Here is a 16620-nt window from a genome sequence, read left to right on the forward strand (position 1 = left end):
GAAGGTGACCTCTGCTCTTTAATTATATTAAATATCATAGATCTTTGGTTGGATAGGTTGAATTGAGTATTAATATCTTTGTTATAAAATCATTAAAGAGAGGTAGAAGTACTTTACAAAAATATTTCTTAGTAATATTTGAAGCATATTGACGCTTTAATATATTAATAGGTTGTCAAATTATTATGGGTTTAACCACGCGTAACTATTAAGTGGATTGTATCTACATCATTATCTGATTTTAGACAGTAATACACCTCCGTCTCTCCTAATTTTCATTGCCTACGAGATTAAAATATTATTATTTTTTAGATCATAGATTATCTTATATAAAATAAAAATCTTTTAGTTTTTATAAAAATTATACTACATTACTTTGTCTATATTATAGTTAAGTAAACCATGATTTAGAAAAAATCAGCTATCTAATCTATAAATTAAAAATAGTAATCAATAAAGAAACCATTCCTAAAATTTTAATAGGTAGTTATATTGAGTTTGATATTATCCTAGTCTATATATTAACTATAATAGAATGTGATATAACTATAGTTTCAAGTCGTTAGACTTGATCCAATTAAGATGAAAATGTTCATCTTACAAGTAAGATGTATAGTACAATGTGATATTGATAATATATCAAGATTTTATCTATATATTATTTAATAGGTTTATTATGATCATTAGAATATTGGAGATAAAATTATAGTAAAATCTTAATATACTTCGATTCTTATTATCATTAATCTAAATAATGATATTAATATTTTATGTATATTATAATTTTTTTAATTAACACCCCTTTTGTCATCTTTTTATTTATCTAATATAAATAGTTGTTATAAAATAACCCATCTAGGTAGAAATAGAATTTCTATCGAGATTAAAGGTAGATTAAGATCAAGATATAAAAGCTAACATAGTATAAAATATTTTATTCATAATTAATATCAACGATGTATCTAACATGCAAGAATATCGACTCTATATACCATGTTTCTTCATTCAATAAGATCTCTTCACTAACAAGCTAGAAGCTATAAATAAAAAAAATTAGAAGAGCCTTTAAAAATATTAAAAACAAAAGAACATCAAATATACCACTAGGTTATTGGTATATAATGTAAATATTTATCTCGACTTAAAAATAACTAGAAACAACCAATGATAACGATAATTAGAAGATTAAAAGTGATATAATACTTATGTCAAAAGAACGTTTTTCTTTACGTTAATAAAGTATTGCTTCTTGTATTTCTGATGGACGAAATACGATCTTTTATAGATAAAATGCAATGTAGATCTTAGCTCTGTTTGAGTGATCTTTTAATATTAATATTCTGTCCTCTAAAGAACGAGTAGAGAGCATACAATATATTGATTTTCTACTGAAAATAGATATGTTCAATAAGTATTTACTGCATAAAAATAGATTAAAATGATAATTGTATCTTCTTGCAAAATTCATTTTAGAACTTTAATGTAATACGATGATCTTTTCTCTATGCTTATAAGAGATACCAAATCTTTGAATTATGCAAAATATTTCTGAACAATTATATTTAGTCCTCAATTGTACAGGACCTACTCTTAAGCTAATAGTTAAGAGTAAATAACTAAGTCAATCAAATAAAGAATACTAATTACATTGATACATATATTTATACTTTATCTATTAGATAAAATCAGTGTGATTACTTCTCTTGTTTATTAGTGTGTGTATAAAAGTTCTCGTCTACTTCCTATCTTGATTTTAATGAACGAAATCCCTAATACGATTTTTAAAAAGGTTTTGTATACCCTTTCCTTCAGTTTTAGATTTATTTCTACCGCCTGTCTTATGATTAAGGCTATCACATTATTTAATAGACCTAAATAAACAAAATATATCAATTTATACTGATAAACATCGTATGCCTAAACTTATCCTTAGCATTTTTTTTAAATCAACTCTAATATCTATATATACTTTGAACCTTTACTGAATCAGAAATCACTTTTATTCACAAAATATTGAAGATTGTTTTCTTCAATGGGGATTTCTATAAAAACACTATTATTATTAACTGTATCTATCCAATGCAATAATTTCATACAACGCTTGATCCTGCTCTTCTTATATATTGATACAAGGTTTCCCGACTGATAGAAAAATCACGCGCAACCTTTACTTTTTTTTCCCCAGAAGCAACCCGTTGACATAGTTCAGTGACTTGTGTATCTGAAAGCGTTCTTTTGCGACCTCGGTAAACACCTCTTTGTTTGGCTAACTCAATGCCTTCACGTTGACGTTCTTTCAGTAAAGAACGTTCAAATTCAGCAAACGCTCCAATAACAGCTAACATGAGATTGGACAGAGGCGAGTCTTTCCCAGTAAAACTCAGATTTTCCTGGATAAATTCAATGCGCACTCCACGTTCTGTTAACATTTGCACAATGCGACGCAAGTCATTAAGGTTACGTGCCAAACGATCCATACTATGGATAAGCACAGTGTCTCCGGAGCGAACAAAATTAATTAATGCCTCTAATTGAGGTCGTTTAATTTCTTTTCCGGATGCTACGTCAGTAAAAATTCGATCCACCTTGACGGAGTCAAGTTGTCTCTGTGGATTTTGGTGTATGGTACTGATTCGGGTATAGCCAATACGTTGTCCTATCATAAATTTTCTCTAAAATATCAAAAATAACTCTATATCTTTTACTTCTACATATCAATATATATAAAATGCAATTTTATTCTGACATTTTCACAATAGGCAGTTGACGCCATAATATGCTTTACCTTAAATTGACAACATCAAGACGAGCAATATTATCGAATCAAACTAGCATAAGGTAATAATGCCTATTGACTAGTTATCTCTAACCAATATTAAGATTTTTAGAAATACTTAGAACATACTATACCGATTTAATTAACAACTTACTATTCTAGTCTATATATTAGACATCTTTTTTATTCTTGTAATAAATGCTAAATATATAAGTTTAAATTTAAATTGTCCATCTTATCTCACCATCTGTCTGTAGATAGAGAAAGGAAAAAAAATCTATTCATATATAATTCTGAACATAAAATATTTTAAACCAAAATATAATGATATCACTAAATCCCAATCAATTCATCTCTAATAGTTAAGAACTTTTATACAACAGACCTAAAAATTCATTTAATACAATAACTCATTCTCATATAAAAAAATTTAATCTTATTTTCAAGTCATAAATCATCCCATAACCATGTCTATGTATAAAAGTAAACCATTAATAATCTATAACTATGTTGTAGTCAATATGGAATAATCTGTAATATTTATATATATAATAACTTAAAGACAATAAAATGCAAGAAATTCAGGGAGGGTTATGAAACGAGATAAATAATCTTTTATACAGAGTCCAACTAAATACTCTAATAACATTTTCTATATAACCTAAACAGTTTGGTTGAGTAGAAAAACTCTATATACTACACATCAAGCAAGTTGTTTTATACATCTCTTAATATAGAGCATTCTATTTCAGTTATTAAAAAATCAGGTAATGGTTAACATCTATGTTTTGGTGAAAAGCGTAAACCAGAATTTAATTCTTATTTTAAAGACAGAAGAATTCTTCTTTGTACCAGTACAAATAGCATATAAAACTACTGTAGAGCACTAATTTATTTAGAATATTTCTTAATGTATCTACTAATAGTCTCATGAATTACCAATAAAATAGATACAACTATATCTCCAAAAGATAGATATATACTCGAATTCATGTAAAATTAATAAATGGGTTTAATAGATATGGATTCCAACCATAATCTATTAAATTCTTTAGAATATTTGTTAGCAATATCTGGTCGATTGTGCCAACAAATAACATTTTCTGCATTATGAGAAACGGCGTTTTGTGTATAATTAAACGATCCCGTTTCCACTGAGATGCCATCAATAATCATAAATTTATTATGCATAATAGCATACTTTTCATTAAGTCTAACTGAGACATTTTTATTAATTAAATAGGTTACGGCGGTATATTTACTACTATTTGATTTCCTATCAGCGACTAATCGTATATTTACGCCTCGATTCTTGGCCTCAATCAGAGCTAAAGCGATAGGCTTACTAGTAAATGAATAGGCAGCGATATCTATTGATTTTGTAGCGCCTGTAATTGCTGAAAGAACAATTTTTTGCGCTGTTCCTCCGGGAGAAAAACCGACTTCTACATCTTGGTCAGTTATACAAACTGCATATAGAGGAAGGGATATGATAATTAAAAAAAATACAAGACTGTTAAAAAAAGATTTTACTATATTGCACATTATAAAATATACCATGATAAAAAGAGTATTGGTTGTTTTGTTTGCTATTCAACAAATTTAATTTTTTTGACAAAGAATATTTTATGCTCAATAAAAACTAATGTTGCCATCATTAATCTATAGCGCTATATAGAAATAACTATTTCTATTTAAATTAATTTAAATTCATTACGTATCTACTACTACAGAAGAGCCTTAATTTACACTCTTACCAATTAATAAATACTGCTTAATAACGAAATAACGGAAATTCTATTTATATAGCAAATCTTATTTTTATAAAAAACAGTCTATTGACTATATAATTTATATATTTATTGACCAATAAAAACTGTGCATTATTTTTCTGTACGTTGTTCACTAAAATAATAAAGAAGGATTAGTTTATTGATAGGAATCGTATTTTATCATAAACAACCTTAGAGAATTTATAATCCATTAAGCTAGAAGAGACATTAACGATTAAATTTATGCATAACAAGCTACTAGAATATACTATAAACTAGATTATGATGTAGTCTGGATTATATCCTAGATTTACAATAAAGATAATTTTATTATTATCACTATGTATATGAAAAATTAAATCATTCCAATCCCATTTTACATCTTAGTAAAACTAAGTAGATTTCTTTTTTTATCTACATTATAGGTTTTCTTTTTAAATTAGGCTCACTTATTAACTAAGTTATAACGTTTCTAAGTAAAATATCACTTAAATTAAATATTAGGACAGGACCCTTATTTATCTATCTCTAAAATACTGGAGGCAATTACGAACATTATAGGGCCTTGTGTACATTCTTAATTACTTTATCGACAATATATTTGTCTTGCGATAAGAAGCGCTCTCCTTTAATTAACTGTAATTAAAATTATATAATAATTATAAATGATGTAATTAAAAACTTAAAAAAATAAAATGTATCCATATTTTCATTTATAAATGTGTTTTCAAAACTTTAAATCTACTTTTGGTAGACTAAAATACCTTTAATCATAATATAAAGTAGCATTTCATATATAGAGTAGAATCTCTTTTGTCTTAAAATTAGAATTCAAGTTACATAAAGATTAGATCTATTGGGATAGGTATTAGTTTTATTAGCAACCCTCTCTAGAGTAATCATTAGTATGTTCATTAAAAATTAACTAATCTCTTATTAAGGCACCGATTAAAACATGAAGAATAAGAAGAATTAATGATTTAAACTCTGCGTACTAGATAAAATTAAAACTAGTATTATTCATGATTGATTTTTTAACTAATACTAATTATATGTTAGAGATGTTTATTAATAAAGTCAATGGACATCAGCTGAAATTGATAAATTGATTTCATAAAAATAACCTTTAGATTACCTGATAAAAATTAAAAAACGTTTATTAACCATGAAATCTTAGAAACAAGAAAATGAACTGTCCTAATCCAATCTAAGAATTTAACTTTTTTGAATGGAATGATTAATATAATGAAGATTTTTAAAAATCTTATCTAAGCTTCTATTAAACAATGTTATCGATTCTTGTACATCAATAAATTAGAGTATTTTAGGAAAATGGTTTAAATCTTATATTCAAAAAAAACGATATAAATCTTATCTAGTAAAATTTATTACTATTTTATCAAACCAAAAAATTGCTGTAGAATATAACCATTAAAGTTATTATTTTGAGAAGCTATAGTTAAATGTATTAATGATTCTCTAATTCTAATAATAATCAAAAAAATGAAATATATATAAATATGTATTTCTAGCTAATAATCTAAAATACTTCAATAAATAGAACTAATTCCATAGAAGGAAAATAGACTTGAGTCATGAAAATATTAGTTTCTTCAATCTTTTTAATAACAATCCTTGAAATATCTTTATACATACCCATATAGTTAATATGTGAGTATAATTTTATTCTCAATTATATGTATTTTATAGGAGGATGCTATGGCCTACCGTTCTTTCTCTCTCATACCTACATGGAGCAATAATCTTTTATCTGATCGTTTTACACAGATTGACAATCTTTTTAGTCGTCTAACAGGTGAATCACCTGTTGGTGATGTCCCTGCATACAATCTATTACAAAAAGATAAAGAACATTATGAAATGACAGTAAGCGTACCAGGCTATACGCAGAATGAATTAGATATTTCAGTACTTAATAATCACTTCACTTTACGTGGTATTCCAAAAAGCGAAGAAATAACTTCTACTGAAGAAAAAGACAGTATGACTTATCTTCACAAAGGTATCCAAAAAAAAGAATTTTCTCTAAGTTTTAGTTTAGAGCATCGCATTATGATTTATCAAGCCAAGCTAGATAATGGATTATTAACACTACAGTTTACTTATGACATCCCCGAACAAGAGAAACCCAAAAAGATTTCTATCGGATCAAATAACAATAATAAAGATGGGCATACTATTGAACATAACAAGACTTGACATTATAAACAAAAATAGCGCCTTATAAGGCGCTATTTTTGTTTATAATTCAAAATTATTCTGTAGTATTTGTCACGTTTACCGGGCTATATCTTCTAGATCACTCTCCGATTTTCATTACCAAACGTTCTTAGACTAAAGGGTAGCTATTAGAAAACTATTTCATTTTAGCTATAATATTTACAATACATATACAACCTTCTAGTTGTTTACTCGAGATACTTTCGCCACTCTAGTATTTTCTATGACACAATGCAACAAACTATTGATCCATCCTAAATGTAAAAATTAATTCTAATCTGCAGACAGCTCTTCCTGTTGAAGGAAGAGCTGTTACAATAACATTAGTTCGATTTAAAAAAATCGAAGCTTAATTTTATTATGAATTAACATAACACTAGTAACTGTCTAGATATTTTTCTAACTACTAACAGATATTTTTATCTACGAAGACAAACAAACACTCTCCGTGCGACCTATACAACATTCGCTCATTCATATGATTTTTGTTGCAAACCGGTTCTTTCTGATTCAAATATTCTTTATATAGCATATTAGGCCATTGAATAAAACAGAGGTTCACAAGTAAATAAAGATGTCATCTCTATTCAAGTAAATCTTATTTCTAAGTTAGAAGAATATTTAATTATGTATGCAAATTGTTTAAAAATTAAATATATAATATTCTAGTTTAGATACAATATAATTGTATTAATAAGCACTGACTCAAATAATTAAACTTCAATCAAAAGATGATACAAATCATATTTTGATGTTACTATCTCTATAATCCATTGTATTACTATCCAGATCTTATAAAATATTAGATTATTTATCATATTTATATAAAATGCACGTTTTGTAATTTACAGAATTATTTTTTTGTCTCTAGAACCTAATTCTCTTACTATCCGCTAAAATATATTAACTACATTCATCAGGTATAAATTTTAAAATAAGAAATATAATAACTCATTCTGAATGATTTAGTATAATTTTTATTACTTATATTGTTTGAAATGGTTTTCATTATCCATATAGATCATGCAAAACATCTAGAAACTATTTTTACCTAGTCTTAATATTGTTAGAGGACAAAACCTGTAATTGCAGCTGATAAAAGACTTACGAGCGTGGAAGTATATAAAAGTTTTAAACCAAAGCGTGATACTATATTGCCTTGTTCCTCATGTAGACCTTTGATGGAACCACTAATAATGCCAATTGAGGAAAAATTAGCAAAAGACACTAAGAATACTGATAAAATACCTTCAGAATGGAGAGAAAGTTTTTCTATAACTTTGTGCAGATCAATCATTGCAACAAATTCATTAGAAACTAGTTTTGTAGCCATAATACCACCTACCTGCAAGGCCTCATAACTTGGAATACCTAATACCCATGCTAGTGGAAAAAAGATATAACCAAGAACTCCTTGAAAACTAATACCAAACACAGAATCAAACAAAGAATTAAAACTAGTGATTAAAGAAATAAAACCAATAAGCATTGCTGTTACAATCACCATGACTTTAAAACCGGCTAAAATATATTCACTAAGCATTTCGAAAAAACCTTGTTTTTGATGAGGATCAGCTAGTTTGAGCTCGTCTTGAACATCCACGCAATAGGGATTAATTAACGATAAAATAATAAAAGTACTAAACATATTTAATACTAAAGCTAGTATCACATATCTTGGTTGTAACAAAGTCATATAAGCACCAACTATAGACATAGAAACAGTCGACATAGCTGTCGCCGCCAACGTATACATGCGTTTTTCTGAAATTTGTCCTAATATGTCCTTGTAAAGAATAAAGTTTTCTGATTGTCCAAGCATTAGTGAACTAACCGCATTAAAAGATTCTAGCTTACCCATGCCATTAATCTTTGATAAAGCAGTGCCAAGTATACGAATTATAGCTGGAAGGACACGCAAATACTGAAGTATACCAATCAGCGCTGATATAAAAATAATAGGACAGAGAACATTAAGCCAAAAAAATGCGAGCCCTTTATCACTCATGTTGCCAAAGACAAAATTAGTTCCATATGCCGCACACCTTAGCAAATGATCAAATAACTCTGAGATTTTTTTTACAAATCCCACACCTATTTCAAAATGCAGAAAAAACCATGCCAATAGAACTTCAATAACAAGAAGCTGACTCAAAAAACGAATACGGATTTTCTTTCGGTCATCGCTTACTAACACAGACAGTAATATAATCACAGCTAGTGATGCTAGAAAATGAAGAATCCGAAACATATCCATACTCCAGTAAATAAATAAGGACTTTATTTTATTCCGTGTGCTATGTTTGGCTGTTAATTGAATATTGAAACAAGAAATTTAATAAATATAATTCTTTATATAGGTATTCAAGCATCGAAATGCTCAGGATGATCTAAAGAATTAGTAATAGCCTCAATAAGTTGTGTAAGCTCTTCTGATGAAATAATATAAGGAGGTATTAAGTAAATAAGATTTCTAAAAGGACGGATCCATACACCATTCTCAACAAACCAATTCTGTAACAAAGATATATTTACGACTCTTCTTACTTCTACTACACCAATAGCTCCTAATACTCGGACATTCAGAACATTTGGATGCCCCACTAAAGGAGATAATCCCCTTCTCAGTTGAGCAGAAATTGCTGTTACACGATGATACCATGCTCTGTCTTCAAGAAGAGATAGGCTAGCAGTAGCTGCTGCACAAGCTAAAGGATTTCCCATAAACGTGGGACCGTGCATAAAACAACCGGCGTCACTATCACTAATAATTTCTGCTATATAACGACGGGTTAAGGTAGCCGAAAGAGTTAACACACCTCCAGTTAACGCTTTCCCAAGACACAAAATATCTGGAATAATATTGGCATGATTACAAGCTAGCCATTTACCAGTACGACCAAACCCAGTTGCTATTTCATCAGCAATTAATAATATTCCATATTGATCACATAAAGCTCGTGCTACGCGTAAATATTCAGGGTGATAAAAATGCATCCCTCCAGCCCCTTGTACAATTGGCTCCATGATCACTGCTGCTAAGGTATGATGGCACGAAGAAAAAAGGGTAGAAAACTCTTTTTCATCACTTATTTGCCAAGTTTCTCCAAAACGTCTTCTAAGAGAATTAACAAACTGATTCACAGGCAGATAACTGGAATACATACTGTGCATCGACTTAATAGGATCACAAACCGACATTGCACCTAAAGTATCACCATGATAGCCCTGGCGCAGCGCAAGAAATTTACAACGAGGACGGCCAGATGCTTGCCAATACTGCAGTGCCATTTTCATTGCGACCTCTATAGCCACAGAACCGGAATCAGCTAAAAAAATACACTCCAGGTCAGACGGCATTAATGCAACCAAACGACGACACAATTCTACCGCAGATGGATGAGTAATACCGCCGAACATAACATGTGACATTTCGTTAATTTGCTTGTGCATTGCCTGATTAATTATAGGATGATTATAACCATGAATAGCTGCCCACCAAGAAGACATGCCATCCACTAATCGCCGACCATCTCCAAGAATTAACTTACAACCACTGGCAGAGACAATCGGATAAGTAGGTAGAGGTCGGGTCATAGACGAATAAGGATGCCAAACGTGTCGTTTGTCAAAAGCGAGATCATTAGCCTGCATCAGGATATCCTATTAAATAAATTTAAATACATTATGGACAGTGTAACGGCAAACTTTATACTTACAACCATCTATTTCCTTAAATATTTTATGGGTAACTGTTATGTCAATTCCTCAACGCTGGACTACTGAACAAGCCAGATCATTGTTTGATCAGCCTTTTTTTGATTTACTTTTTAAAGCCCAACAGGTACATCGTCAGCATTTTATCTCTGGTGAAATTCAAGTTAGCACACTGTTATCAATAAAAACAGGCGCTTGTCCAGAGGATTGCAAATATTGTCCGCAAAGCGCACGTTATAATTCAGGTATTCAAAAAGAAGACCTGATAGAAGTACAAAAAGTACTTGATGCGGCACAAAAAGCACGTAAAGCTGGTTCCACACGTTTTTGTATGGGGGCTGCTTGGAAAAATCCACGTGATCGTGACATGCCATTATTGGAAGAGATGGTCAAAGGTGTTAAAGCGATGGGTCTTGAAACTTGCATGACCTTAGGCATGATCAACAATGATCAGGCACATCGGTTGGCTAAAGCTGGTCTAGATTTTTATAATCATAATTTAGATACATCACCAGAATTTTACAACAAAATCATCAGCACCCGTAGTTATCAAGATAGGCTAGATACACTTAGTACCATACGTCAAGCAGGTATTAAAATATGTTCTGGTGGAATTGTAGGGATGGGTGAAAACATCAATGATCGAGCAGGATTACTGGTGCAATTAGCTAACTTACCAATACAGCCAGAAAGTATTCCTATCAACATGTTGGTTAAATCACCAGGTACACCACTATCTGACGCTAATGACGTAGATCCATTTGATTTTATTCGTACTATTGCCATAGCACGTATTATGATGCCAAATTCTTATGTTAGATTATCTGCTGGAAGAGAACAGATGAATGAACAAACTCAAGCACTATGTTTTATGGCAGGCACTAACTCTGTGTTTTATGGATGCAAATTACTAACCGCGCCTAATCCAGATGAAGATCATGACTTACGGTTATTTAAAAAACTTGGTCTTACAATCCAACATCAAAAGATATCAGAAGGTAATCAAGAAAAAGAAAAAAATCTAACAGAAAGCTTGCTATCTTTAGATACAGAAAAATATTATAATGCTGCAAACTAATTAATTTTGCGCACTAATTAATGGTGTTCGGGTTCATAAGAAGAGAATTAAGAATATATTTCATTTATAATCTTCTATTATAAATGTAGCTCCTTTAGAGGTTCTTAAATGCTTTCGCTCTAATTATGTTCAAGAATAATCTAAATAAAAACTCAAAATGATATAGATCATTATAGAAATAATAATACAGATATGATGTTAGTTTTTATTGTGTTGTAAGGTGCATTACCTTACTATATCTAAACCCTGAAATATTCACTTTTTATTAATTCATTGTTATGATTACTATATTTATTGAGATATTAGTTATTATAAGATTATTCATAGAAACGCAAGTCAAGAAACCAAGATATCTCTGATTTCATCTTTAATTCGATAGAAATCTTTAAGCCAAGCCGCAGACACTCTTTTGTCTGCGGAACAATTACATATTGTTATATTATAGATAGATAGTCTTCTATCATCTAGATAGCATGACTGATATTGAAATTTTTTCTATTACTAGAAAAAATGAATCTTAGTACTTTCTTTGATCTTTCTTTCGGGAAAGAGCTCGTCTAATCTTCATAAAAAAAACTAGATCCCTACCATTAATCAAGTTCTGGTGATTTATCTCATTTCAAGTCTAAAATAATAGTTGATTAATAGACAATATTTTCTAATAAAAAATTTCACTAACAATCGATTTTAAATTTAAAAACATTGAAAAGATATTATGTCCTTTAACATTCCTTATATTGTTCTTAGACTAATTCTTAATAGAAAAGATAGTATATAGTAGGATTAATATCGAGTAACCTTAAAAATTTTTGAAGAATAAAGATATTACTGTTATTAACCTTTCTATATAAGTAGAATTTATGTTATAAAGAGTATATAAATAAACTGAATTCCATCGAGCAGATATAGATGAGAATTATCAAATTATCGTATAGCATCACAGAATTTAAATAAAATTTCTAAAATTAAATAGATAAATCACCAAATCCACTGCTTGTGTTATATTAATAAACTCAGTAAATGGATAATAGACAATATTAGGACTTCTTCTTTGTGAATTTTATTGGTATAATTTATTACCTAATAGAAGTATGGCTATTTTAATCTAGAATTTTCGAAGAATTTTCAATTAGAGAAAGATAACAATAGTTAATATCCAATATCTATAATCAAAAAGAAGTGATATTGTTATTAGGAATTTTAAAACTTGAAGTTTAATATGAAAGAGCATAGATCGTCCGCCAAATATTGCTCTTCCATGGTAAACAAAGTATGAAATTAGCTTGATCTAGAAATAAAGTGTTTGAATAGATAAAATATTTTCTTTTGATTAATTCAGTCAGCATTTTTTTCAAAAATAAATCTTGCTGGAAAGAAAATACGACTCTATAAAAAGACTATAAATAAGCTAATCAATACTAAAAATACGAGTTACTTTTAAAGCTCGTCGAAAAAATTAAGTTGTTGATTCCGCCCCAAAATAGGGATGATATATTGGTTAGACCAATACTCTCAGCCTCAAGAGTCGTAATTGAGAATCTTAAGATACGACAAAGAGTTCAGTATGGGGTTAATAGAGAGTGGTTATTAACGCATCTAGATCACTTCGTTGTTTTTAGTGTTCAAGATTGAGAACAAACATATTAGCCTATGTAACTAAATACACGAAGATCAAGATTAGACATAGATCATGTTGTTTAACATAACTAAAATAAAATCAGACGTATTTCTATGAAACACTCTGATTAAGATATACAAAGAATAAAAACTAATTAGCTTAAACATTAAGATAACAGAATAAAGCAAATTAAGTTCTTCGGAGAATTATAGCTCCACGTATATCTAGATAACACAACATAAAATTTCTCTCTCTGTAAAAAAACAGTTAGAGCATCTCCATATCAGTTAGTATCGAGCCATGCACTAACATAGGATTATGGAATTAAATTAAGAGAAATGTTCTTGATCAATTCTTGGCTTACAGATTTTAATATATGAAAAATAATTTCAGAATAGCTAAAGAGTTGGTGCATGTTGTAGTTATATTTTGGTTTGATTCTAATGTTTAACCGCTTTTTGGAACAACAAAATAAACTTAATGGATTGGACGTATCCTAAAATCGTTCGGGAGATGCGATCACATTGAAGTGGTCGTTCGATGCAAAAACCCCTCGATTCTGCGTCAACTTGGCGGAAGAACCAGAGACCGAGGGGTCGTTAGCAGGCTAATGCCTGTAAAGGATTATAACAAATGCATATTAAAAAAACAACCCTTATCCGCCATAAGATTTGGACAGGGTGAATGATAACACCGTAATGCTACAAGAATCTGACCAAGTTCTATATCGTCAGACACGTCGTGGTGAAGCTAATTGTCAGCGCAAAGGGCAAGTCAAAATACACCGTAATCATAAGCCACAATTTACCGGAAAAATACCGCGTGGAATGGCTGCAAAAGTTATGGCTTGTATTAAAAATCATGATTGGCGTCAAAATAGTGATCTTATAGCACTGAGAAGAAATGGTTATACACCCTATTCACGTATATTCGATCGCTCCTATCAACCAAAACCACTTCGTATAACAGCGCGCTCTGAAAGTAGAGAAGCGCTCAGCGCTCTTTCATTAACTCTTGCAGCAAACTGTGACTACAGTCCATACAGTCAGTATATGTTTGAGGTTATACTACCAATCGCAGAAATAGCACAACGCATGGGTGTCCTACATGTCTACAATAATGGCCGTAAAGCATACGACGTGCTATTACACGCCTTGCGTGTACTTGAGCAATTAGATTACGTCATAGTTCACCGTGGTCGAGAAAGTGACTCCGGTCAGAATAAACCAATGAGAGTTTTCTTGACAGAAAACTTTTTTACCTCACGCGGAATGAATGTTGAAAGCGTGCGTCAATGGCTACATAAATATCGTCAGTGGGCAATATCAGCAGGTATTTCAGTTTCTTTACGTAATAAATATGAGCGTCATCAGCTAAAAATGGCTCGCCTTGGAATTGATATTGATCGTCATCACTCTTTAAAAAACCGACTAAAAAGTATTAAACGTTGGGTGGTTAGTCCAGAATTATTTCATGAAAAAGAATCTATTATCGCAGATCTTAACACTTCTTTAATTGCGCATAAAAAACAACGTATTTCATCTCGACATTTAAGTGAAGTACGGTATCAAATGGCTTGGTGGGCGTGGTCAGCAAGTGATGCGTGCACACCAGTAATACGATTAAATTTAGAAAATGCGATCAAGACAGAATTTCCACATCTGTTGAATCATGCCACAAGTACTGAGCAGTATTATCGTCTCCTCCTTGAGCGTGCAGGAATCCCTCTACCATAACTTAGTAATTTTAAATTGCTGATTTTTTTTCAACAAATTACATAATAAACAAAATTCCAGGTAGGGATTAGATCTCCCCTGTTTCTTGTATCGGTAAACAGTTTTTTTTATCTTTATTTCTTCTCTACATAAGCATTTTTAACCCCAAAATTAATGTGAAATGAAGAATTTTTTAATATTAATTAAATCAGCCTTAAAACTTTTTTAAAAAAAAATTTAAACCTTTATATTTTTAATTTTTTTTTATTAATTTCGAACGTTATTTCTGCACAAAATATGCTTTCTAAAGAAAGACTACCTAAAGCCCTTCACAGGTCTTTAGGTAGATCTTTTATATTCAAGAAAAAAGATGATTTTTTTAATAAAATCCACCCTGTATTAAAAATAGAGGGTGTTTTCTAAACAAACCAAAGAAAACGGTCTAATAGCGAAACGAATCATTCGTAGAGAATTTTTTATGGACACAGTAAAGAAGAATAAAAGTAAGAGAAGGGGTGATAATTATTATGGATAAAATATATGATATATAGATCTTGTTTTAATTCTTAAAATCGCATAAAATAAATTATTTTTATGTTATAAAATTTATAAAAATTTTTTATAAAATTATAAAATGATTAACATTATGAAATTATATTATTTTAGATAAAAAAAGTGGACTAAAATTATTTTAAAAAAATTCTCTTAATTAATAAGATTTTGTCTTTAACAACAACTATAGAAAGGTTTAAGTAAAATAATTAGTTTTTATAACTTTATAAAATGACTTTAATAAATAAGATTTTTTTAACTAATATATTATACTTTTAGTATAAATATTTTTTATTTTCAAATAACATATATTTGTATCCAATTAAAATCAGAAATGTAATGATGATCAAAAAAGAGATATATATATGATGTAATCATTGAGTAAAAATGTATTTTGGTAAAAACATCTATTTTAAAGTATGAATACTATTAATTATCTCAATTAAATTATTCAAGAAATTTATATTTTTTAGAAATAATTGACAATCAAAGTCAGAATTTATTATTTATTAATATCTTATCAAAAATAAGAAGATATATCATTCATTTAAAATAACGTATCTTTCATTCATTAAAATCAATTCTTTTAGAAAAAATTAAAATTCCTTTAATATTATATATATAATTTATTTTAATTGGTTTAAAATAAAATTTTCTTAAAATTTATTTCAAAAATATTAACTATCCATTAATAAATAAATTAACAATGTTATTTATTAGATTCGACGTTCAATTAGGAAATATTAAAAATTCTTAATACATGATATTTGTAACAACTATTAATGATATTCTTAAAATAAATTTTTTGAAAGAGTTTTTAATGATTCAACTTTGAATAAAAAGTTAGTCTATAATTAAAATTATAGATTATATTTTTAGAAAAATATTTTTAGAAACAATTAATTTTTTTTATTTAAAAATAAAATAAGTTAATTTAAATAATTTTAAATAGTATTTAATGTAATTAAAATTTTTTTAAAAATGTTTTATTAATAATAAGTAGACAAATAAAGTTTTTATTTTATATCCAACCTTTTTATTCACTTATATTAAAAATAATATAAAATATTGTTATTATATCAGACTAGTAAATATATTTATATATTTTAAATATAAAAAAATAAAAAATTATAATAATTTTACTAAGTTAA

Annotated in this window: 9 protein-coding genes; 5 read left to right on the top strand and 4 right to left on the bottom strand. The window is 28.9% G+C overall.

From position 1 onward, the window contains the following. Positions 1-2090 precede the first annotated feature (2090 nt). Both HACICURT3053_RS03330 and HACICURT3053_RS03335 read right to left on the bottom strand, forming a co-directional pair. The gene (locus HACICURT3053_RS03330; RefSeq protein WP_157992337.1) at positions 2091-2663 is read right to left on the bottom strand and encodes a recombinase family protein; all 573 of its coding nucleotides are present in this window, start codon (positions 2661-2663) and stop codon (positions 2091-2093) included. 1112 nt (positions 2664-3775) lie between these two features. Next, positions 3776-4321: a phospholipase D family nuclease gene (locus tag HACICURT3053_RS03335; protein ID WP_157992336.1), complete on the bottom strand. Its 546-nt coding sequence runs from the start codon at positions 4319-4321 to the stop codon at positions 3776-3778. A 1946-nt stretch (positions 4322-6267) separates the two neighbouring features. On the opposite strand from HACICURT3053_RS03335, the gene HACICURT3053_RS03340 reads away from it, so the two are divergent. Next, positions 6268-6768 (top strand): Hsp20 family protein, encoded by a 501-nt coding sequence (locus tag HACICURT3053_RS03340; protein WP_157992335.1) that lies wholly within the window; start codon positions 6268-6270, stop codon positions 6766-6768. 1087 nt (positions 6769-7855) lie between these two features. Here HACICURT3053_RS03340 and HACICURT3053_RS03345 read toward each other — a convergent pair. Both HACICURT3053_RS03345 and bioA read right to left on the bottom strand, forming a co-directional pair. Beyond that, positions 7856-9040: a NupC/NupG family nucleoside CNT transporter gene (locus HACICURT3053_RS03345; RefSeq protein WP_157992334.1), complete on the bottom strand. Its 1185-nt coding sequence runs from the start codon at positions 9038-9040 to the stop codon at positions 7856-7858. A gap of 113 nt (positions 9041-9153) precedes the next feature. After that, positions 9154-10443, bottom strand: a complete 1290-nt coding sequence (gene bioA / locus HACICURT3053_RS03350) for an adenosylmethionine--8-amino-7-oxononanoate transaminase (RefSeq protein WP_157992333.1) — start codon at positions 10441-10443, stop codon at positions 9154-9156. A 103-nt stretch (positions 10444-10546) separates the two neighbouring features. Between bioA and bioB the strand changes: the two genes are divergently transcribed. The 4 genes from bioB (at position 10547) to HACICURT3053_RS03370 (ending at position 14938) form a co-directional block, all read left to right on the top strand. Further along, the gene (gene bioB, locus HACICURT3053_RS03355; protein WP_157992332.1) at positions 10547-11584 is read left to right on the top strand and encodes a biotin synthase BioB; all 1038 of its coding nucleotides are present in this window, start codon (positions 10547-10549) and stop codon (positions 11582-11584) included. A gap of 1494 nt (positions 11585-13078) precedes the next feature. Continuing rightward, positions 13079-13216 carry a hypothetical protein gene (locus HACICURT3053_RS03360; RefSeq protein WP_157992331.1) on the top strand — a complete coding sequence of 46 codons (138 nt, stop codon included), beginning with the start codon at positions 13079-13081 and terminating at the stop codon, positions 13214-13216. Positions 13217-13731: 515 nt separating this feature from the next. Further along, positions 13732-13890, top strand: a complete 159-nt coding sequence (locus HACICURT3053_RS03365) for a hypothetical protein (RefSeq protein WP_157992330.1) — start codon at positions 13732-13734, stop codon at positions 13888-13890. Then, the gene (locus HACICURT3053_RS03370; protein WP_157992329.1) at positions 13883-14938 is read left to right on the top strand and encodes a Replication protein; all 1056 of its coding nucleotides are present in this window, start codon (positions 13883-13885) and stop codon (positions 14936-14938) included. Before HACICURT3053_RS03365 ends, HACICURT3053_RS03370 begins: the two co-directional genes overlap by 8 nt. Positions 14939-16620: the final 1682 nt, after the last annotated feature.

The sequence above is a fragment of the Candidatus Erwinia haradaeae genome (assembly GCF_900698855.1).
Taxonomy (GTDB): Bacteria; Pseudomonadota; Gammaproteobacteria; order Enterobacterales; family Enterobacteriaceae; genus Erwinia_E; species Erwinia_E haradaeae_F.